Source organism: Chryseobacterium sp. MMO-72, from assembly GCF_037146035.1.
Lineage (GTDB): Bacteria > Bacteroidota > Bacteroidia > Flavobacteriales > Weeksellaceae > Chryseobacterium > Chryseobacterium indicum.
In genome coordinates, this window is sequence record NZ_JBBCWG010000003.1 from 1 (window position 1) to 21,549 (window position 21,549).

Here is a 21,549-nt window from a genome sequence, read left to right on the forward strand (position 1 = left end):
AACTTCACCCCACCAACCACAATATATTTTACATTTTTTTTTTTTTTTTTTCACATTATTAACTTTTAATAACCTATTTTTTTTTTTTTTTTTTGGGGGTGGCGGGCGCCCCCCCCCCCCAAAACCCTATAAAAAAGTTCTGCATTTCTGCAGAACTCTCAAATATTCATTTTTCACTTTATTAGAATAGCGCTCCGGCTACTTTTTTAATATTATCACTCTTCCCCATCGAATAAAAATGCAGAACAGGAACTCCGAATTCCAGCAGTTCTCTGCACTGTGCGATTGCCCATTCGATTCCGATTTGTTTTACGGCTTCGTTGTTTTTGGCATTCTCCACTTCATTAATTAAATCTTCCGGAAGATCAATTTTAAAAATCTGAGGTAAAATCTTTAAATGCTTTTTCGTGGCAATTGGTTTAATTCCCGGGATAATAGGAACCGTGATTCCCATTTCTCTGGCTTTCTGAACGAATTCAATGAATTTTTTATTGTCGAAAAACATTTGGGTCACGATATAATCTGCTCCTGCATCTACTTTTTGTTTCAGCCATTTCAGATCATAATTCATTGAAGGTGCTTCCATGTGCTTTTCGGGATAACCGGCAACGCCGATGCAGAACTTATTATGCTCATCACAAATTTCATCCTGATTATGCAGATATTTTCCTCTTCCCAGATCGTTAATCTGGTGAACCAATTCCATTGCACTTCCGTGACCACCCTGAGTTGGCTCAAAATACTGATGTCCTTTCATCGCATCGCCTCTGAGAGCCATTACGTTATCAATTCCGAGATACATACAATCCACCAGAAGATATTCTGTTTCTTCTTTTGTAAAACCTCCGCAAAGCAGATGCGGAACGGTATCTACATTGTATTTATGCTGAATCGAAGCACAGATTCCCAACGTTCCGGGACGCATTCGGGTAATTCTGCGTTCCATTAATCCATTTCCTTTGTCGATGTAAATATATTCTTCTCGTGAAGTCGTAACGTCGATGAACGGCGGTTTAAATTCCATCAAAGGGTCAATATTTTTATAAAGATCTTCAATCCCGATTCCTTTTTGTGGCGGAACGACTTCGAGGGAGAATAACGTTTTTCCGTTTGCGTTTTTTATATGGTCTGTGATTTTCATTATCTGACTTTTAGAAATTTTAAAGTTTTTTCTTGTTTTTCTAAAATTTTAAGAAAGTATTCCCCTTCTTTTAGATTAGAGATATCTATTTCAGATTTCATTTTTATGTTATTCATTATTTTTTTTCCTGAAATATCATAAATATCAATATTATAATCTGAAATACCATCCGGAGATTTAATTTTAAGGATATTATTTTTTATAGGATTTTCAATAATACGAACCTCATTTTCACTCCTTTTGTTATCATTAACCGCTAAAGCCTGTAAATTTTTCAGGTCATTCCAGTTCATACAAATTTTAGGCTGAGATATATAAGCCTTAAATCCATTATAAGTTGCATTATTTTGTGTTAAATAAATTTTGTTTATTGCCAATGAAAAATTAACATCATTTCCTGAGTAGTTTGTATAATGAGGAAGCGGTTCATTTAAGCTTACATCCGGATTAATAAACAATGAAATATTATCATCTGATAAACTTGCGGATTTTTGTGAATATTTAAAAACCAATAAATAGGTTTGATTAAAATTAAGAACCATAGGAGCCACTTCTGTATCCATTTTTCCAAATCTTATTTGATATCCGTTTCCAGTTCCGGAAGTCATTATTCTAAATACAAGATTATTTCCGGAATGTAATTGAACAAAATCCAATGATGTAATTTGATCTGTTATAATTGCACTTTGTACGTTTAATAAGAAGGCAAAATAGTAGTTTGCTTCTGTGGTAGTTGTGTTATTTGCAAATATTTGTGATGGCGTATTTAGATTAGGAACATAATGTAATGCCTTATTTGTAGTCCCATAATTCAAATAACTCATTGAAAAGTTTTCCACCTGCATATGATTATTGTATGTACTTAAATACGGTACTTCACTCCATCCATATTGTCCTAACAAACTTTGTCCGGCTTGGTAATTTGAAATATCTGCTGAATAAATAATTTGTGCTCTAACAAGATTAGTAAGCATCATTAGAAATAATATTTTTTTCATCTTTTTTTATCAATTTATGTATTATCATTTTTTGTCTTAATTATATGATAGAAAAATTAATCTGCTAAATTAGGATTCAGCCACTTTCTCGCTTCCTGCAAAGCAATTCCTTTTCTTACCGAATAATCTTTCAGCTGATCTTCGGCAATTTTTCCCAATCCGAAATATTTGGCGTGCGGACTTCCGAAATAATATCCGGAAACTGAAGCTGTCGGGAACATTGCTAAACTTTCCGTCAGGTAAACACCGATATTTTCTTCCACTTTTAGTAAATCCCAGATTGCGTGTTTTTCCAAGTGATCCGGACACGCAGGATAACCCGGAGCGGGACGAATTCCTTTATACTTTTCAGCAATCAATTCTTCATTGGTTAAATTTTCCTGATTGGCGTACCCCCAATATTCCGTTCTTACTTTTTTATGTAAAAATTCCGCGTAAGCTTCTGCGAAACGGTCGGCCAAAGCTTTTACCATGATCGCGTTGTAGTCGTCATTTGCTTTTTCGTATTCCTGCGCCAGTTCATCCGTTCCGAAACCAGTTGTTACACAGAAAGCTCCCATATAATCGGTTTTTCCTGAACTTTCAGGGGCAATAAAATCGCTTAATGCCAAATAATCTTTCCCTTTTGAACGCTGCGCCTGCTGTCTCAAAGTAATGAACTTCGTTTTCTGATCGTTGTTTTCATCAAAAATTAAAATATCATCCGTTTCGTTGGAATTGGCTTTGAAAATTCCGAAAATCGCTTTTGCCGTTAATAACTTTTCATCCAAAATTCTTTTTAAAATTACCTGCGCATCTTTGAACAATTCCTTTGCCTGAGCTCCTACAACCTCATCTTCTAAAATTTGCGGATATTTGCCATGAAGATCCCAGCTTCTGAAAAACGGCGACCAGTCGATGAAAGGCAATAATTCTCTCAGATTCTGATTTTCAACAACGGTAATTCCTAACTGATTGGGTGTAAAAATTTCTTCATTTTCCCAGTCGATTTTAAATTTATTCTGTCTGGCTTCTTCAATGGAAATGTAGTCTTTTTCCACTTGTCTGTTCAGGAACTTTTCGCGGAATTCAGAATATTCGCTTTTCAGATCATCAACATATTCTTTATTTCGGTCGCCCAATAATGAACTCACCACGTTGACCGCTCTGGAAGCATCATTGACGTGAACTACGGCGTTTTTATATTTTAAATCGATTTTCACCGCCGTGTGCGCTTTTGAAGTCGTTGCCCCACCGATCAGCAAAGGGAAATTTAAATTCTGTCTTTCCAGTTCCTGTGCGATGTATACCATTTCATCCAGACTTGGTGTAATTAACCCACTAAGTCCGATCACATCGACTTTTTCTTCAATCGCGGTCTGAATAATTTTTTCAGCAGGAACCATTACGCCAAGATCTACAATTTCGTAATTATTACAGCCTAAAACCACGCTTACAATATTTTTACCGATATCATGAACATCTCCTTTAACGGTTGCCATCAAAATTTTTCCGTTGGCAGGTTTTGTTCCGTCTTTTTCCGCTTCGATGAATGGCTGTAAATACGCCACCGCTTTTTTCATCACTCTCGCCGATTTTACAACCTGTGGTAAGAACATTTTTCCGCTTCCGAAAAGATCTCCCACAACGCCCATTCCAGTCATTAAATTAATTTCAATCACATGAAGGGGTTTTTCTGCCTGTAATCTTGCTTCCTCCACATCTTCCTCGATAAAACGGTCGATTCCTTTTACCAAAGCATGGGTAATTCTTTCCTGTAAAGGATGATTTCTCCATTCTAAATCTTCAACCTTTTCTTTTTTGACTGATTTATGTTTTTCAGAATAATCAAGAAGCCTTTCTGTAGCATCTTCTCTTTTATCGAGAATCACATCTTCAACAAGCTCCAGAAGTTCTTTATTAATTTCATCATAAACCTCCAGCATGGCAGGATTTACGATTCCCATATTCATTCCTGCCTGAATAGCGTGATACAGGAAAACCGAGTGCATCGCTTCTCTCACCGTATCATTTCCACGGAACGAGAACGAAACATTGGAAACTCCTCCACTTACGGATGCATACGGAAGATTCTGGCGAACCCATCTTGTTGCTTCAATAAAATCGATGGCATTTCTGCGATGTTCATCCATTCCCGTTGCCACAGGGAAAATATTTAAGTCGAAAATAATATCTTCGGCAGGGAAATTTAAACGATTCACTAAGATATCATAGGAACGTTTTGATATTTCGATTCTGCGTTCGTAGGTATCGGCTTGTCCCACCTCATCAAAAGCCATGACAATCACAGCAGCTCCGTATCTTTTGATGGCTTTTGCCTGTTTGATGAATTCTTCTTCACCTCCTTTTAAGCTGATGGAATTGACCACACATTTTCCCTGTGCAACCTGCAATCCGGCTTCCAGAATTTCCCATTTTGAAGAGTCGATCATGAGAGGAATTCTTGCGATGTCCGGTTCTGAGGCAATCAGGTTTAAAAATTTAATCATGGAAGCCTTTCCGTCAATCAGTCCATCGTCAAAATTAACGTCGAGAATCTGTGCACCGCCTTCAACCTGATGACGTGCAATATTGAGCGCTTCCCCGAATTTTTCTTCTTTTATTAATCTTAAAAATTTCTTTGAACCGGCAACATTGGTTCTTTCCCCAACGTTAATAAAGTTGCTTTCCGGTGTAATAATCAAAGGCTCAAGCCCCGATAATCTTAAATATTTCATCAATTTATTCTTCTAAAATAAAATATGCATTATTTGCATTTTGCTTCAGCAAATCGACATGTTTGCCCAAAGCGGTGGTCATTGGAAATCTTTTGTATGCTAAGCCGTGTTCTTTGGCAAACTGCTCGATTTCTTCTGTAATTTCATTATAATAGGCATAACTGTAATTCGGAAAAAGATGGTGGGCAACGTGAAAGTTGAAATTTCCCAAAATATTCCGCACAAACCAGTTATTTTCTTTTAAATCGTTGGTGACTTCAAACTGATGATGAAGCCAACTGTAAGGAAGTTCGTTTTTCTCATCCAGTTTCGGAAAGGCATTATCGGGAAGCGGATGCAAAGGCAACAGTACAAAAAGCGCAAAAATACTCGCTGCAATTACCTGTAAAAACCATGCTCCCAAAGCCAAGCCTAAAGAGACTTTAAAAAACAGAACGGGAACGGCTATCTGATAGAAAAAATAAAACAGTTTATATGCCACCATTTTAATTTTTTCTTTTACCGGAATCGCTCCCTGCGTTTTCAGGATCACTCTTTCATTATCGAAAAAATCTCTGAAATCACGAATAAACATCCAGTTGAACAGATATAAAGGATAGACCAGAAAGAAAAAGCGGTGCTGGTATTTCTGAATTCCTTTTGCTTTGATCCACGGAACGATTAACAGCAGTCCGCTTTGCTCAATATCCGTATCCCAACCGTCCACATTCGGATATGCGTGATGGCTTGCGATGTGTCTTTTTTTCCAGATGTAGGAATTGGCTCCCACAAAATCGAAAATCTGTAAAACCAGACTGTTCAGTCTTTTACTTTTGAAAATATTATTGTGAGCCGCTTCATGAATTAAATTCAGATAAATTAAAACCAGAGAAAGCCCCATCAGAATGAAACTCAGGATATAAACTCCAGACTGATCTGCATGTAAAAGTGCAAAGACATATAAACCGAAATAGACCAAAGGCAGAATAACTGCTTTGATCTGAATATAAATATCCCTGTTTTCGGGAATGGCTTCTACTCTTTGGTTCACTTTTTTTCTGAGTTCATTAAACAATTTGGCATCCTCTGAATTTTTAAAGTAAATAGGTTTTTCCATTATATTTAATTTTGTGTGATAATTAAAAATAATATTAAAAACTGTTCCTTTTTTTTACTGTTTTAATTAAAAAATTCTATTCATTCAGACCAATTCTCTCAATTTTCTTGGCGGATATTGCGAAACCAGATCTGCAATTGCCTTGATGTGTTCCGGCGTTGTTCCGCAGCAGCCTCCAATGATGTTGATTAATCCTTTTTCTACATATTCTTTGATCTGACTCGCCATATCTTCCGGAGTTTCATCATACTTCCCGAAAGCATTTGGTAGACCTGCGTTCGGATAAGCTGAAACAGCAAATTCTGAATTGTGGGCTAAAGTCTCCAAATAAGGTGTCAATTGGTTTGCTCCCAAAGCGCAGTTAAAACCTACACTTAAAAGATTTAAATGGGAAACTGAGATCAAAAATGCTTCTGCTGTCTGTCCGCTCAATGTTCTTCCTGAAGCATCGGTAATGGTTCCTGAAACCATGATTGGAATCTTGATATTTCTTTCGTCCTGAAGTTCGTCAATGGCGAAAAGGGCAGCTTTTGCATTCAATGTATCGAAAATGGTTTCTACCAAAAGAATATCTGATCCTCCGTCCAATAAAGCTTCGCACTGTTGTTTGTAAGCGATTCTCAGTTCATCAAAAGTAATGGCTCTGTATCCGGGATCGTTTACATCGGGGCTTAAACTAGCTGTTCTGTTGGTTGGACCGATGGAACCTGCCACAAATCTTGGTTTATCCGGATTTTTCGCGGTGTACTCGTCGCAGGCTTTTCTTGCAATTTTTGCAGATTCGTAATTCAGTTCGTAAACCAGATCTTCCATGTGATAATCTGCCATGGCAATGGTTGTTCCTGAAAATGTATTGGTCTCGATGATGTCTGCTCCCGCTTCAAGATATTTTTTGTGAACTTCTTCTATTGCGTGGGGCTGCGTTAAAGACAACAAATCATTGTTTCCTTTTACCGGATGTTCCCAGTTTTTGAAACGTTCGCCACGGTAATCTTCTTCTTCGAATTTATACCGCTGAAGCATGGTTCCCATCGCTCCGTCGAGAATTAAAATTCTTTCGGATAATGCTTTGTATAGTTGTTCTGAATTTTTCATTAATTATATTTTTTCCATAGGTTGCACCTACGGCTATTATTATTGAACCCTTCGGGTTCGTTGTTAATCCAACGCCTGTTTTAAATCCGCAATGATATCTTCCACATTTTCCAGACCTACCGAACAACGAACCAGACCTGCAGTAATTCCGACTTCGTTTCTTTCTTCGTCTGATAGTTTAGAGTGCGTTGTAGAAGCGGGATGCGTTACAATGGTTCTTGTATCGCCTAAGTTTGCGGAAAGGGAACACATTTTAATTTTATCTAAAAAGTTTCTTCCGCCTTCAATTCCGCCTTTGATTTCGAAGGCAACGATGTTTCCGCCTAATTTCATCTGTTTTTTTGCAATTTCATAGCTTGGATGAGATTTTAAGAACGGATATTTTACCAGTTCTACATTTGGATGATTTTCAAGAAACTCAGATACTTTTAAAGCGTTCTCGCAATGTTTTTCTACACGAATCGCCAGTGTTTCGAGACTTTTAGACAAAACCCAGGCGTTGAAAGGTGACATTGCTGGTCCTGTATTTCTGGCGAAAAGATAGATTTCACGGATTAAATCTTCTCTTCCGACCGCTACTCCGCCTAAAACACGACCTTGTCCGTCAATTAATTTGGTTGCCGAATGCACCACGATATCTGCTCCGTATTTTATCGGCTGTTGCAGATAAGGTGTCGCAAAGCAGTTATCCACAATAAAAATTAAGTTGTGTTTCTTCGCAATCTGTCCGAAAAACTCTAAATCCAACACTTCAATCGCAGGATTGGTAGGTGTTTCCAGATACAGAATTTTTGTGTTTGGCTTAATATATTTTTCAACATTATCGGCGTCTTCTGCTTTAAAATAGGTTGTTTCGATATTCCATTTCGGAAAATATTTTGTGAACAAAGTATGCGTAGATCCGAAAACGGACTGACAGCTTACAATATGATCTCCGGCATTTAACAAAGTGGCAAATGTGGAGTAAATCGCCGCCATTCCTGTAGCAAAAGCATATCCTGCTTCTGCGCCTTCCATTTTGGCAATTTTATCTGTAAATTCTGTCACGTTCGGATTGGAAAAACGGCTGTATAAATTTTTTGGTTTTTCTTCCGCAAAGCTCGCTCTCATGTCTTCCGCATCCTGAAAAATAAAGCTGGATGTGAGATACAAAGGGGTTGAATGCTCATCAAACTGAGTTCTTTCAGTCTGGGTTCTTATGGCAAAGGTTTCAAAATTTTCGTTTTCCATTTCTATATTTTCCGTAGGTTTTATTTACGGTTGTTTTTTATTATTTCATGACATAGGTTTTACCTACGGCTACTAATGTTGAACCCTTCGGGCTTAAACGCTGTTTTATTTCGTTCCATAGGTTCTACCTACGGCTATTAATATTGAACCCTTCGGGCTTAAACGCTGTTTTATTTCGTTCCATAGGTTCTAGCTACGGCTATTAATATTGAACCCTTCGGGTTCACAGGTCCTTTTATTTTGTTTCACTTACTCTTAAAATGTCTCCGAATACGCCTCTTGCCGTAACTATTGCGCCGGCTCCGGCTCCCATGATAACGATTGGGTTTTCACCGTAACTTTCGGTGTAGATTTCGAAGATTGAATCTGAGCCTTTCAGTTGTCCTAATGCGGAAGTTGCCGGAACGGAAATTAATTTCACATCCAATTCTCCTTTTTCTTTCTGCAAATCTCCGTGAAGATCTCCCACATATCTTAAAACGTGTCCTTCTTCCTGATTTTCTTTGATTTTCTGATATTCCGCATCTAATTCGTCCAGTCTTGAAAGGAATTCTGACTTAGAAACAGAAAGCAGACTTTCCGGAACCAGATTCTGAATTTTAATATCTTCAAACTCATTGATTAAGTCTAATTCTCTTGCCAAAATCAATAACTTTCTTGCTACATCGTTTCCTGAAAGGTCTTCTCTTGGATCGGGTTCTGTATATCCTTTTTCCAGCGCTTCATTGATGATGGTGGAAAAGTTATCATCTCTTAAAGAAAAATTATTGAAAACATAGCTTAATGTTCCTGAGAAAACACCTTTAATTCTGGTAATATTTTCTCCTGAAAGGTGTAGAAGCTTAATGGTATCAATCAATGGCAAACCTGCTCCCACATTGGTTTCATAGAGATATCGTCTGTTGTTTTTGTTCAACGTATATCTTAGTTGACGGTATTCTGAAATGGGAAGGGTATTGAAAATTTTATTGGAAGAAACAAGATCGAAACCGTTTTCCGCCAATGTATGATAATTTTTCACAAAGTCTTTGCTTGCCGTATTATCCACAACGATTAGATTTTCCAATTGATTTTCTTTGGAGAAATTAATCAGTTCCTGAACATTTGAAGGTTTTTCTGCCGTTAAAACCTCATCATTCCAATTGCTGTCGAATCCTTTTTTGTTGAAGGCTATTTTTCTGGAATTGGCAACTGCAACTACTTTCAGATCTATTTTTTTTCGTCTTTTAATTTCTTCTGAAGATTCTAAAACCTGCTGTATTAAGGTTTTCCCTACGTTTCCGTGACCGATAATTGCCAGATGAACGGTTTTCGGTTTTTTAGAAATTTCAGATTCTATGATATTTTTTGCTTTTTCGTCCTGTGAAGATGTCACAACGATATTCACACGTTTTTCGGCTGCAATCTGGTTTAAAAGCAACGGAAAAACATTATTTCTTGCAAGTTCCGCTAAAACTTTGTTGAAGTCTTCTGCAACAAATCCTAAAACCGACACATTATTGATGCTGTAAATCTGGGAAACTTTCCCTGATTTTCTTTCTGATTCAAATTCGTCAATCAGACAATTGACTGCTTTTTCGGAATCGTTTTCATGAACTAAAATGGAGATTCCGTTTTCAATTGCCTGCTGGGAAATTACTCCCACACTGATTCGCGCCAAAGTCAACGCTTTAAAAATTCGTCCGTCAATCCCGATTTCACCTAAGAAATCTTCTCCTTCAAATTTGATGATGGATCTGTTTTTTAAAAATTTTATTTCGTTAGCATTAATCTTACTCATTTTTCAAAATATTTTTAATGATCGTATTTAATTGTTTATATTCCATTAAGAAGGCATCGTGCCCATGAACTGAGGTGATCTCGTGATAGAAAACATCTTTGTTTTTCTCTTTCAGCTTTTCAAAACACATCCGGATTTCCGAAGCGGGGAAAAATAAATCTGTATCTACAGAGATCATGTGCATTCGCGCCTGAATTTTTTCCAAATGTTCTTCATTGGCATTGATGTTCATCAGCAAATGATTCATGAGCTTGTATGATTTTAAACTAAATCTTTCGTTTAAAGCTTTTCCGTGATAAACAAGCCAGTCTTCCGACTCTAATCTCTGCTTTTCTTCACTGTATCTGTTTTGAAATCTGTTATTTAACGATTCAGGCGTCCTGTAACACAACATTGCATGAATTCTGGCTTTCTGTAAAGGTTCATCGTTTTGGTTTAATAAAAATTTCTGAACCAGACATTGTGCATGAAGCCAGTCGTGGGTTTTAAAATCGCAGGCTACCGGGATGAAAATTTCGGTAAGTTTTGGATTTTTCACCAGCATTTCCCAACCGATTCCGCCTCCCAAAGAACCTCCAATAATGGCGTGTAAACTTTTGATATTTAAAATTTCAAGACCTTTCAAAAATATGTTTGCGATATCTGAAGGCGTGAAATCTTCACATTCATCAATAAAAAAATCATCAAATCCGTTTCCGGGAATATTGAAGCACAAAACTGTATACTGTTCGGTATCGATTACCTGATGTTCTCCAATCAGTTGTTTCCACCATCCTTTTTCTCCGGAAACATTGGAATTTCCGGTTAAAGCATGATTCACTAAAATGATCGGGGCAGAAAACAGGTCTTTCCCGAAAAGCTGATAGCTCAACGGGATATTGTATTCCTTTTGGGAATCGGTACGATACGAAAAATTAATATGTTTAAGTTCTGTTTTCAATTCTATTATTTTAATACAATTGAAAATGCCACAGGAAATGGCTGAAAGAACTTCAGTGAGTTATCTGTCCAAAATAATTCTGGTAGAACGTAGCACCTTCATTGCCTGCGCAAAGGGTTGCTAAGGTTTCATAGGGTCTAATCCCTCAACCTTTCTTGATAACATTTTCAATATTTGAATGAACGAATGGTGCAAAGATAAAACTTTTCTTTTAAATATTTATAAAAATTTAATTTAATCTTACAAACCCCGATAAACAGAAGGCTTTCAGGGAAATATTAATAATAATTCAAATTTCGTGAGTTGGAATTTTTTCGCAAAAAAACTAACTTCGTAATGAAAATGATGAGATATGATTGCTGAAAAACAAAGATTACAAGACACAAACTGGAAAAACTGGGGACCTTACGTGAGTAACCGGCAATGGGGAAATGTACGCGAAGACTACAGCCCAAACGGCGACGCATGGAATTTCGCCAATCACAATAACGCAGAAAGCTATGCCTACCGTTGGGGAGAAGAAGGAATAGCCGGAATTTCTGATGCAAAGCAGCTTTTCTGTTTTGCGCTCTCCTTTTGGAACAAGAAGGATAAAATAGTGAAAGAACGCTTCTTTGGACTGAGCAATCCACAGGGAAATCACGGAGAAGACATTAAAGAACTATTTTATTATCTGGATAATACACCTACTCACAGCTATATGAAAATGGTGTACAAATATCCGATTAATGAATTTCCTTATAATGATCTTCTTTCCGAGAATGCAAAAAGAAGTAAGAAGGAACCTGAATATGAGATTTTCGATACCGGTATTTTCGATAAGGATGAATATTTTGATATTTTCATTGAATATGCAAAGGCTGAACATAATGATATTTTAGTGAGGGTAACTGTCTGCAACAGGAGTAATAAAGATGCTCCGATTATAGTTGCTCCCATGGTATGGTTCAGAAATAACTGGAAATGGGGCTATAATACGTATAAAGGGCAAACCCATGCTTCTCACGAAGGCTGCATCAATATCAGTCATGACAGTATTGCGATTAAAAAGTTTTACTCAAGAAATATTCTGGCGGAAAGTGTTTTCTGTGATAACGAGACCAACAGTCCGAAATTATACGGAACGCCTTATCCGGGAAATTCTTTTTATAAAGACGGAATCAACGATTACATTACATACGGGAGCAATACCGTAAATCCTGAAAAGAGAGGAACCAAAGCCTCTTTTTTAATTGATGAAGTTATTGAGGCAGGACAATCGAAAACATTTGATTTCAGATTATCGCCTAATGAACTGGATAATCCGTTTTATGATTTTGATGAGATCTTTAGAAACAGAATTTCTGAAGCGGATGAATTTTATGATGAAATCCAGAATGATGTAACCAGTGATGATGAAAAAAACGTTCAGAGACAGGCTTTCGCAGGACTTCTCTGGAATAAGCAGTTTTATCATTACAACGTAGGAAAATGGCTGAAAGGCGACCCGAATTTTGAAGCTCCAAGAAACTTCAACCATTATGTCCGAAATACAGAGTGGAATCATATGCACAATAAAGACATCATTTCGATGCCTGATAAATGGGAATATCCTTGGTATGCAACTTGGGATCTTGCCTTCCATTGTGTTCCGTTTGCGATTATTGATGCCGAATTTGCAAAAGGACAGCTTCTTTTATTAACTAAAGAATGGTATATGCATCCGAACGGACAGCTTCCTGCTTATGAATGGAATCTGAGCGATGTAAACCCGCCCGTTCATGCGTGGTCATGTTTCCGCGTATTTAAAATTGATGAAAAGCAAAACGGAAAACCGGATCTTTTATTTTTAGAAAAGGTTTTTCAGAAATTACTATTGAACTTCACATGGTGGGTAAACCGAAAAGATAAAAACGGAAAAAATATTTTCGGAGGCGGTTTTCTTGGGCTTGATAACATCGGGGCTTTTGACCGGAACATGGTGTTAAAAGACGGACAGCATCTTGAGCAGGCGGACGGAACGAGCTGGATGGCAATGTACGCTCTGAATATGATGCGGATTGCCATGGAACTGGCTCAGTATTATCAGGTGTATGAAGATATGGCAATTAAATTTTTTGAACATTATCTCTATATTGCCGAAGCCATGGAAAATCTGGGGGAAGGAACAAAAGGGCTATGGAACGAAGAAGACGGCTTTTTCTATGACGTGCTTCAGCTTGGAAACGGCGACAGTGTTTCTCTGAAACTGAGAAGTATTGTAGGATTGATTCCTATGTTTGCTGTGGAAATTATCGATCATCATTTGTTGGATAAAATGCCCAACTTTACCACAAGAATGGATTGGATTCTGAAAAACAAACCTGAACTTACGAAACTTGTTTCGCACTGGGAAGAAGAAGGGCATGGAAGAAAGCACCTGATGAGTATTCTGAGGAAAAACCGTCTGACAAAAGTTTTAACCAGAATGCTTGATGAGAAAGAATTTTTAAGCCAATACGGAATTCGGGCAATGTCGAAAGTATATGAGGATAATCCTTTTAAATTTTCTGTTCATGGTAATGAAAATATTGTGTATTATACTCCTGCGGAAAGCGACAGCAGAATGTTCGGGGGAAACAGCAACTGGCGTGGTCCCATCTGGTTTCCAATCAATTTCCTGATTGTTGAAAGTTTACAGAGATTCCATTTCTACTACGGAAACAGCTTGAAAGTAGAATTGCCTACGGGAAGCGGTGACAAGAAAAATCTTGATGAGGTCGCTCACGATATCAGCAACAGACTTTGTTCTATCTTCCTAAAAGATGAAAATGGAGAACGTGCTTTCAACGGAGGAAATGCTAAGTTTAATTATGATGAAAATTTTAAAGACTATATTACCTTTTTCGAATATTTTCACGGAGATAATGGTCGCGGCGTAGGAGCGTCTCACCAGACAGGATGGACAGCTACGGTTGCAAAGCTGATGAAACCAAGATTGACATTATAGTTTTAAAGCCTCTTTTTAAGAGGCTTTTTTGTAGAATTATATCGACAAAATATGTAAAATTAATATTAATTATTTGAGTATTTTTGGACAAACAAAAAACATAATAATTGAAAACTCGTCCGTACTATTTTTTTCCTAATCTTGGCATTAGGGATTTTCAAGATTACATTATCTTACAATCAATGACAAATTTTTCATGTCATTAATTTAAATAGATTTTAATTAATCTTATCAAAATTTCGTGCATAAAAATTTAAAAAAACACACTAAAAATTTTATAATGAAAACAAAATTATTTTATTTGCTTTGCTTCTGTTTGTTCAGCATGGGAATGAAAGCGCAAAACATTAACATTCCGGATGCGAACTTTAAAGCCAAACTTCTGTCTTCGTCTACAACGAATCCTGTTGCACAAGATCTTAGCGGAAATTATTTTGCTATCGACGCTAATAATGACGGACAAATACAGCAAAGCGAAGCTAATCAGGTTGGTGCTTTAGTAATTACCAGTTATACTAATAGTAATCCCATTCAGAATTATCAGGGAATATTATCTTTTACAAATGTTAAAACTGTACATATAGATTACTATAACTTACCTAATAATAATCTTAACCTCTCAGGTCTGAATCTTTTGGAAAATGTAGACATTTCATTTCAGGGAACCTCTTCCACGCCCGGAATATTATCCATAAACAATTGCCCAAATCTCAAAAATCTTAAGGTAGGCGTAATTACTCTTCAAAATATTACAAATACACCATTAGTTAAAAATATTGAACTTAATATTTATCCAGGCGGAAGTATACAAAATATTTTAAATGATTTAGGAAATTTATCAAATCTTGAAAGAATAAAACTATCTTCATCCGGAATATATAGCGCAGGAACAACAGCCGGAACTTTAAATCTTAGTTATCATCAATTTTTAAAAGAAGTTGATATAGATTATTTAAATCTAAACGAGTTAAATCTAAGCCACTGTAACTTATTGGATACTGTAGCAATAAAAATGGAATACAACCTTCCTAACGTAAATCCTAACTATTTTGGAAGTGTAAATGTAGACTATTGTCCTTCCTTAACAGCTATTAACCTTGAAGGAGACTCAAATATTCTAAGTTTAAGTGCTAATAATTGTACCAATTTGCAAAGTATTGACTGCAAATCTGAATATCTTGGAAATTTCAGCGCCAATAATTGTCCTTTGCTTGATGAGATCAAATTAGTGTCCTTTAGTTCTCTCAATGCATTTCAGATAGCAAACTGCCCTAATTTGAAAAATATCCAGATCGAGAAATACGGAAATGACTCTTTTGACGCAACCAATATTGTGAATCTGGAACACCTTTATTTAGGCTCTCCTTGGTATTATCCTAGCTATAATACGAATTATTTCGGGACGCTTCAAAATCTTATAATTTCCAATAATTTAAAGCTTAAAACTTTAAGTCTTCGCAATCATAAATTAACGCAATTAAATATTAACGGTCTTCCAAAGCTGGAAAGTGTATCTATGGAACTTGCTTATAATTCTGGTTCAACCTACTCTCCGCAACCGGATTTCACTACTGAATTTCTGCAGTCTATCAACATACAAAATTGCCCTTTACTTACAAGTGTTACTTTTCCGGGACAAAAGGGTTTAAAAAATATCACGATAAAAAATTGCGCAAGCCTTACTAGTTTAGAACATTCTAATTGGTGGATGGCTTCTCCAGAACTTGGAGAATTAAAAACTGTAGATATAGAAGATTGTTCTGCTTTATCTTCTGTAAATTTCAGCTATAATCAAATGACTGATTTTAAACTTAAAAATACAGGCGCAACCACTATCAACATAAGTTACAATGAGCTTACAAATTTTGAATTGCTAAATAATAATTATTTGGCTACAATTTTAGCTTCAAAAAATAAACTTGCAAGTTTAAATTTCTCCACTTTACCGAATAATCTCCAGAAATTAGACACTTCTTTCAATCTAATCACTTCTGTTGCAGGAACATCTTCATCTATAAAAATTCTGGACATATCCAATAACAATCTTACTAGTTTTAATATTCAGAATCTTCCGAACTTAGAAACTATAACTATGGGAAGAAACAAAATCGTTGATGTAGATTTTTCCGGTCATACTAAGATCAAAACAATTTATGAATATGATTACAGCAACTATTGGGGCAATCCGGGTTTTACCAACCCCTCCACATTTACAAAAACATTTAATGTAAATAACTGCACAAGCTTAGAAAACTTATTTCTTGAATCTTCTTCTTTAGAAAAAGTTTTTGCTAAAAACGGTGTTAATGAAGGGATAAGTTTCCAAATGACAGGAAATTATCCCAATCTTCAATACATATGTTGTGATGCTTCCCAAATTACTGATCTGCAGGCTTATCTTTCAATGGAAGGCATTGTTTGTAATGTGAATGATTACTGTAATTTCATTCCGGGAGGAGATCACAATACAATCACAGGAACCGTAAGGTTTGATGAAAATAACAACGGTTGCGATACAAACGACGAAGCTTTCGAACATTTAAAACTAAAAATCAGTAACGGAACCACAGCTTCCGAAACGTTTGTAAAAAGTAACGGAGAATATAATCTATACAACAGTCAGGCAGGAAATTACACCATAACAGCTGAGGCTGAAAATCCGGCATTATTTACAGTATCACCATCAACATTCACAACAAATTTCGCAAACAGTAACAATAACATCTTCACTCAAAATATTTGTGTTACAAAAAACGGGAATACAAAAGATCTTGAAATCGTAGTTGCTCCGGTTATCAATGCAAGACCTGGTTTTGATGCAGTTTATAAATTAATTTGGAGAAACAAGGGAAATACAACACTTTCCGGTTCGGCTATTCTTACCTTTGACAATTCCAGAATGAGCTTTGTTTCTTCAGTTTTACCATCTACTGTTGCGGGAAATCAGGTAGTTTTCAATTTTAATAATTTAAAACCTTATGCAAATTCAGCATCTGAAATTAAATTTACAATTAATGCACCGACACATCCTTCAAACCCTGTAAATAACGGAGACATTCTGAATTTCACCGCGAATATCACTCCGCTTTCAGGAGATATGAATCCGGATGACAATTCATTTAATTATAAAGAAACGGTTGTTGGTTCGTATGATCCAAATGATATAATCTGCCTTGAAGGAAACCAGATTCCTGTTGCGATGGCAGGAAAAGATCTTCATTATATTGTTAATTTTGAAAATACAGGAACTGCTTCGGCTGTAAATATTGTCGTGGAAATGGAAATTAATCCTGACGATTTTGACATTAATACATTACAATTACAAAATACTTCTCACAATACATATACTAAAATCAATGGAAATAAGGTAGAATTTATGATGAAAGAGATCAATCTAGCTGCTTTGGCTCACGGTAATATTGCCCTGAAGATGAAATCCAAAAATAATCTCGTTGCTGGTGATACTATAATGAATAAAGCGAATATCTATTTTGACTACAACTATCCGGTTGCTACCAATGAGGCAATAACAAACGTGGGAAGCACAACATTATCAGCATCAGATATAACCAGAGAAAAAGAAACAGTTTCTGTCTATCCCAATCCGACAAAAGATGATGTGAATATTGAAGTCGATTCTGAAATTAAGTCTATTGAGGTATATGACAGCAATGGAAGAATCATCCAAAAGCAAATAGGAATTAGTGCTGCAAAAACAAAAATTTCTCTTCAAAATACCACTTCAGGATTATATCTTTTAAAAATCTTTACAGACAAAGAAACGATAACAAAAAAAGTAATTAAAAAATAATACAATAATCCGTGTAAAACAAGAGGCTGTCCAGACATTTTGGACAGCCTCTTGTTCTTTATAGAACTTAGCTCAATCTAATCTTTTACACTTTCGCCATTTACAAAAACCTCATATCCTATTTCCACATTCGGTTCCAGTGTTTTGGAAACCGAGCAGTATTTCTCGAAAGACAACTGAGCTGCTTTCTGGGCTTTTTTAGGATCAATATTTCCTTCCAGAAGAAACTTAACTTTTATCGATTTGAAAGGTTTTGCATCATCTACAGGAATTCTTTCGCCTTCCACTTCTGCTTTAAAATCAGTGATTTCCTGTCTCTGTTTTTTCAGAATAGAAACAACGTCTATTCCGCTGCATCCCGCAACTGCCATCAAAACGCTTTCCATCGGAGAAACGCCTTTCGCGCCGGGCTGTGTTGTATTATCTAAAAGAATTGAATTTCCCTGAGAATTGGTACATTCAAATAAAAAATCGTCGTTGATTCGGTTAAGTGATATTTTCATTTTTAAATTTATTTTTTAGATGTGGTAACCCCGATCATGACTCCGAAGTTTCCGTCTTCCTGCGTCCATTTCTGTTCAGGACAATAGGTTCTGGAAACGAAGCCATCGAGGTACAAAGCTTTTACGCAGCCCGATTCTTTAAATACTGAAGCAAAATTATAAAAATTAACCTCTTTTTTAGACATTATAAAAACTATATTTCCATCTTTTAGAATTCCGACACCATTTCTGATATTGAGATTTTTTGAATCTTTTTTAAATATTGGATTTATTTTCCCATCAATCAGCAATATCGGTCCGGATTGTGTTGCATATTTTATTTCAGAATTATTTCTGAAAGCTTTTGTTTCAACAATTTCAGCATCGTTATTCTTCGTGAGGTAAAATATTCCGTTAGGATGGAGATAAAAATTTCCTTTGCAGGATAAAGTATCTGTTTTATTCAGGATTTTAAAATTTTCAATATACAATCCTTTGGGAAAGTTATTGGGTTCAAACATTCCGCCGTTCATGGCAAATATTAATTCTTTATTTTCCTGCTCTGTTTTATTCTTTAAATGAGCAATGCTTTTAAGAATTGTTCCGTTATCATCTTTCCAGTAAAAAGCGACATTTTGTATTTTAGGATTTACTTTAAAAATGACAAAATCATCCTCTTGTTTTATTTTCTTATCGCAGGATAAAAAACAACAGAGACATACTATAAACAATGCAATTTTCGTCATTTATAAGTTTGCTTAAATCATTTGTGAATTTTGCGGTTCATTTTGAAATGAAATCCCTGTTTAAAAATTACAAAATCCCTCTCGCTTTAATTTCCAGATATTTATTGATGACATCAATGTTCAGATTTTCCGGTAAAGTGTATACTGTGTAAATTCCGTATTTGCGGAGTTCCTGAATGATCAGTTTCTTTTCAAACTCAAATTTTTCAGCGATGATTTCGTCATACACTTCCTGCATACTTTCAGGATTTTTATGAATCAACGTCTGCAATTCTGAATTTTTGAAGAAAACCACAACCAGCAAATGGTTTTTAGCAATTCCGCGAAGGTATTTTAACTGACGGTTTAAGCCATCCAATGTTTCAAAATTCGTAAATAAAAGAATCAAACTTCTCTGGTTCAGCGAATATTTTACATCCTGATATAATCTGTTGAAATCACTCTCAAAGAAATCCGTTTTGATGTTATAAAGCGCTTCTGAAATTTTTCTAAGCTGTCCCGATTTATTTTCTGCCGCAATTTTATTTTCAGTTTTTTTCGAAAAAGTCATCATTCCGGCGCGGTCGCCTTTTTTAAGAATGATATGCGACAAAGCCATTGTTGCATTAATGGAATAATCCAAAAGACTCAGTCCTTTGAAAGGCATCTTCATCGTTCGTCCCTTATCAATCAGCATAAAAATACGCTGTGATTTTTCATCCTGAAACTGATTAACCATCAATCGGTTTGTTTTAGACGTCGCTTTCCAGTTGATCGTTCTGATGTCATCTCCCGGAACATATTCTTTAATCTGCTCAAACTCCATCGTATGTCCCAGTTTACGGATTTTTTTGATTCCGCCCAACAGAAATTCACTCTGCAAAGCCATCAGTTCATATTTTCTTAGATGAATAAATGACGGATAAGCCGGTAAATTGGCATCTTTCTGAAAATTAAACCGTTTTGCGACAAAACCTAAAGGTGAAGAAACATACACATTTAAACTTCCGAAATTGTACTCTCCTCTTTCCTTTGGCTCCAGAATATATTGAAAAAATGTATTTCTTCCCGGTTCAATCTGTTTTTCGATTAAAAAATCTCTCTTCTGAAACTGAAACGGAATCTCGTCGATTACTTTCACATTGATTTTGAAAGCATAGTTGTTTTTAATATCAACTTTTACGGGATTTTCATCACCATTGGATAATTTTTCGGGCAATATTCTCTGTGCAGAAATCCCTTCTTTCCTGTTGAAAACAAAAAGATAATCCACCATTGCCGCCAAAAAAACCAGAAGCAAAACGATGTGCGCTACCCACATGAGCAACGGAAAGAAAAAAGCGAGAACATACAGAATCCCCACTCCGATGAGCGTGAAGAAAAAGCGTGTATTGAGGTATAAATTTTTCATTTTTTACCAGATCAGCTATTAAGGCTTTGTCCAGAAAAGATCAGGATTATTGGTTTTATAGTTGGTAAAAGTAACCCCTGTCTGATTATTTTTCACCATTTTTTTTTGTGGTTCCTGAACAAGTCCATCCAAAGGAAGAAGTTCTACATATTCTATGCTTTTTCCATTCTTCCATGTTTCAGAATCATATTGGCTTATAACGGGAGTTTCCAGACGATAAAGATTTTTAGCCATATAATTTTCCAAATATGCTTCCTTTGTCTGCAATACATTCCTGTTCCAGTTTGCATCTGCATTCAAAACCAATGGTAATCCTTTGACCAATCTTTCTCTGACTTCCTGAATTCCCAAAAGATTTCCTTTATTGTCCATAACGTATGCATCAAAAGTAGGATCAATCCAGATCCATTTATTAAGTTCACTGCTATATACCATATTAATTACATGGCAGTCATCAAACTGAGTTTCCTTTGGCATACATGTAATGTAACGAGATTTAATTCCTAATGACAAATAACATTCATTAAGAATTGTTGCCAACATTCTACAATTTACACCACGATTTTCTGTTTTACAAACCCTGATAAGATCAATAGCATTTTTCAGCGTTGGATTATTACTGCTTCCATCATGTCTTACAAGATTATGTACCCAATGCATCAGATTAAAAATCTTCGTAAGCTCACTTCCGTTTCCTGCGATTGAATCCAATTTAAGATCTTCTCTGATTCTTTTTAAATCTGCATTATCCTGAGACTGATAAGCAAATTTTGGAATAAAACGACCATCAGAGAGATTATATTTTCCGGCATTTTTAAGAATATCCAGTCTTGAAGGCTCATGTTTAATCTGCGTTCTGGCGGAATCTTTACCTTTTAAAATGATAAAATCAAATACGGATCCCGGTTTTAAATTATATGAAATGGAATCTGAATCTGTATAAAAAGTAACTTTTTTTCCGGAAGTCGTATAAACATCCAGTTTTTCTTCAGGCACAATTGTCCATGCATTTTTTATTCTTTTTCCATCCACTTTAATATCCACATTCTCGGAAACAGCTTTTATAACAGGTAGCTTTTTCTGTCCTGCTAATTTCACTCCAAAAATCAGAAAAGCTGAAAGAAGTATAATGTTTATTTTCATAGTTCATGTAAT

14 protein-coding genes and 1 riboswitch are annotated in these 21,549 nt (G+C 35.9%); of the genes, 2 read left to right on the forward strand and 12 right to left on the reverse strand.

Annotated features, from left to right (window positions below; translation table 11 throughout):
- Positions 1 to 181: 181 nt before the first annotated feature.
- The 8 genes from metF to WFH39_RS05140 all read right to left on the reverse strand — a co-directional run bounded on the left by metF (position 182) and on the right by WFH39_RS05140 (position 10,997).
- Positions 182 to 1,141 (reverse strand): methylenetetrahydrofolate reductase [NAD(P)H], encoded by a 960-nt coding sequence (gene metF / locus WFH39_RS05105; protein WP_059137971.1) that lies wholly within the window; start codon positions 1,139 to 1,141, stop codon positions 182 to 184.
- Positions 1,141 to 2,139, reverse strand: a complete 999-nt coding sequence (locus WFH39_RS05110; RefSeq protein WP_336689062.1) for a T9SS type A sorting domain-containing protein — start codon at positions 2,137 to 2,139, stop codon at positions 1,141 to 1,143. Before WFH39_RS05110 ends, metF begins: the two co-directional genes overlap by 1 nt.
- Before the next feature lie 56 nt (positions 2,140 to 2,195).
- Entirely contained in the window at positions 2,196 to 4,856 is a 2,661-nt protein-coding gene (metH, locus tag WFH39_RS05115) for a methionine synthase (RefSeq protein ID WP_336689063.1), read from the reverse strand.
- Between the two features lie 4 nt (positions 4,857 to 4,860).
- Positions 4,861 to 5,952 carry a fatty acid desaturase family protein gene (locus WFH39_RS05120; RefSeq protein ID WP_336689064.1) on the reverse strand — a complete coding sequence of 364 codons (1,092 nt, stop codon included), beginning with the start codon at positions 5,950 to 5,952 and terminating at the stop codon, positions 4,861 to 4,863.
- Between the two features lie 84 nt (positions 5,953 to 6,036).
- Positions 6,037 to 7,047, reverse strand: coding sequence for a homocysteine S-methyltransferase family protein (locus WFH39_RS05125; RefSeq protein WP_076395034.1), 1,011 nt, complete (start codon positions 7,045 to 7,047; stop codon positions 6,037 to 6,039).
- Positions 7,048 to 7,110: 63 nt separating this feature from the next.
- Positions 7,111 to 8,277, reverse strand: coding sequence for an O-succinylhomoserine sulfhydrylase (locus WFH39_RS05130; protein ID WP_336689065.1), 1,167 nt, complete (start codon positions 8,275 to 8,277; stop codon positions 7,111 to 7,113).
- Between the two features lie 235 nt (positions 8,278 to 8,512).
- A complete protein-coding gene (locus WFH39_RS05135) occupies positions 8,513 to 10,057 on the reverse strand; it encodes an ACT domain-containing protein (protein ID WP_336689066.1) in 1,545 nt (514 codons plus the stop codon).
- The gene (locus WFH39_RS05140; protein WP_336689067.1) at positions 10,050 to 10,997 is read right to left on the reverse strand and encodes an alpha/beta fold hydrolase; all 948 of its coding nucleotides are present in this window, start codon (positions 10,995 to 10,997) and stop codon (positions 10,050 to 10,052) included. Before WFH39_RS05140 ends, WFH39_RS05135 begins: the two co-directional genes overlap by 8 nt.
- A 57-nt stretch (positions 10,998 to 11,054) precedes the next feature.
- Positions 11,055 to 11,162: riboswitch (SAM riboswitch) on the reverse strand.
- 187 nt (positions 11,163 to 11,349) lie between these two features.
- On the opposite strand from WFH39_RS05140, the gene WFH39_RS05145 reads away from it, so the two are divergent.
- Both WFH39_RS05145 and WFH39_RS05150 read left to right on the forward strand, forming a co-directional pair.
- Positions 11,350 to 13,965 (forward strand): MGH1-like glycoside hydrolase domain-containing protein, encoded by a 2,616-nt coding sequence (locus WFH39_RS05145; protein WP_336689068.1) that lies wholly within the window; start codon positions 11,350 to 11,352, stop codon positions 13,963 to 13,965.
- 280 nt (positions 13,966 to 14,245) lie between these two features.
- Positions 14,246 to 17,776 carry a DUF7619 domain-containing protein gene (locus WFH39_RS05150; protein WP_336689069.1) on the forward strand — a complete coding sequence of 1,177 codons (3,531 nt, stop codon included), beginning with the start codon at positions 14,246 to 14,248 and terminating at the stop codon, positions 17,774 to 17,776.
- A gap of 77 nt (positions 17,777 to 17,853) precedes the next feature.
- Here WFH39_RS05150 and WFH39_RS05155 read toward each other — a convergent pair whose 3' ends face one another.
- The 4 genes from WFH39_RS05155 to WFH39_RS05170 form a co-directional block, all read right to left on the reverse strand.
- A complete protein-coding gene (locus WFH39_RS05155) occupies positions 17,854 to 18,279 on the reverse strand; it encodes an OsmC family protein (RefSeq protein WP_235132994.1) in 426 nt (141 codons plus the stop codon).
- 8 nt (positions 18,280 to 18,287) lie between these two features.
- A complete protein-coding gene (locus tag WFH39_RS05160) occupies positions 18,288 to 19,004 on the reverse strand; it encodes a phosphodiester glycosidase family protein (protein ID WP_336689070.1) in 717 nt (238 codons plus the stop codon).
- Positions 19,005 to 19,071: 67 nt separating this feature from the next.
- Entirely contained in the window at positions 19,072 to 20,394 is a 1,323-nt protein-coding gene (locus tag WFH39_RS05165; RefSeq protein ID WP_273139877.1) for a DUF58 domain-containing protein, read from the reverse strand.
- Positions 20,395 to 20,412: 18 nt separating this feature from the next.
- Positions 20,413 to 21,537: a transglutaminase domain-containing protein gene (locus WFH39_RS05170; RefSeq protein WP_336689071.1), complete on the reverse strand. Its 1,125-nt coding sequence runs from the start codon at positions 21,535 to 21,537 to the stop codon at positions 20,413 to 20,415.
- Positions 21,538 to 21,549: the final 12 nt, after the last annotated feature.

Excerpts from the sequence above, each read along its gene's own strand:
- metF (WP_059137971.1), bottom strand. The coding sequence starts at position 1,141 with ATGAAAATCACAGACCATATAAAAAACGCAAACGGAAAAACGTTATTC.
- WFH39_RS05110 (WP_336689062.1), bottom strand. The coding sequence starts at position 2,139 with ATGAAAAAAATATTATTTCTAATGATGCTTACTAATCTTGTTAGAGCA.
- metH (WP_336689063.1), bottom strand. The coding sequence starts at position 4,856 with ATGAAATATTTAAGATTATCGGGGCTTGAGCCTTTGATTATTACACCG.
- WFH39_RS05120 (WP_336689064.1), bottom strand. The coding sequence starts at position 5,952 with ATGGAAAAACCTATTTACTTTAAAAATTCAGAGGATGCCAAATTGTTT.
- WFH39_RS05125 (WP_076395034.1), bottom strand. The coding sequence starts at position 7,047 with ATGAAAAATTCAGAACAACTATACAAAGCATTATCCGAAAGAATTTTA.
- WFH39_RS05130 (WP_336689065.1), bottom strand. The coding sequence starts at position 8,277 with ATGGAAAACGAAAATTTTGAAACCTTTGCCATAAGAACCCAGACTGAA.
- WFH39_RS05135 (WP_336689066.1), bottom strand. The coding sequence starts at position 10,057 with ATGAGTAAGATTAATGCTAACGAAATAAAATTTTTAAAAAACAGATCC.
- WFH39_RS05145 (WP_336689068.1), top strand. The coding sequence starts at position 11,350 with ATGATTGCTGAAAAACAAAGATTACAAGACACAAACTGGAAAAACTGG.
- WFH39_RS05150 (WP_336689069.1), top strand. The coding sequence starts at position 14,246 with ATGAAAACAAAATTATTTTATTTGCTTTGCTTCTGTTTGTTCAGCATG.
- WFH39_RS05155 (WP_235132994.1), bottom strand. The coding sequence starts at position 18,279 with ATGAAAATATCACTTAACCGAATCAACGACGATTTTTTATTTGAATGT.
- WFH39_RS05160 (WP_336689070.1), bottom strand. The coding sequence starts at position 19,004 with ATGACGAAAATTGCATTGTTTATAGTATGTCTCTGTTGTTTTTTATCC.
- WFH39_RS05165 (WP_273139877.1), bottom strand. The coding sequence starts at position 20,394 with ATGAAAAATTTATACCTCAATACACGCTTTTTCTTCACGCTCATCGGA.
- WFH39_RS05170 (WP_336689071.1), bottom strand. The coding sequence starts at position 21,537 with ATGAAAATAAACATTATACTTCTTTCAGCTTTTCTGATTTTTGGAGTG.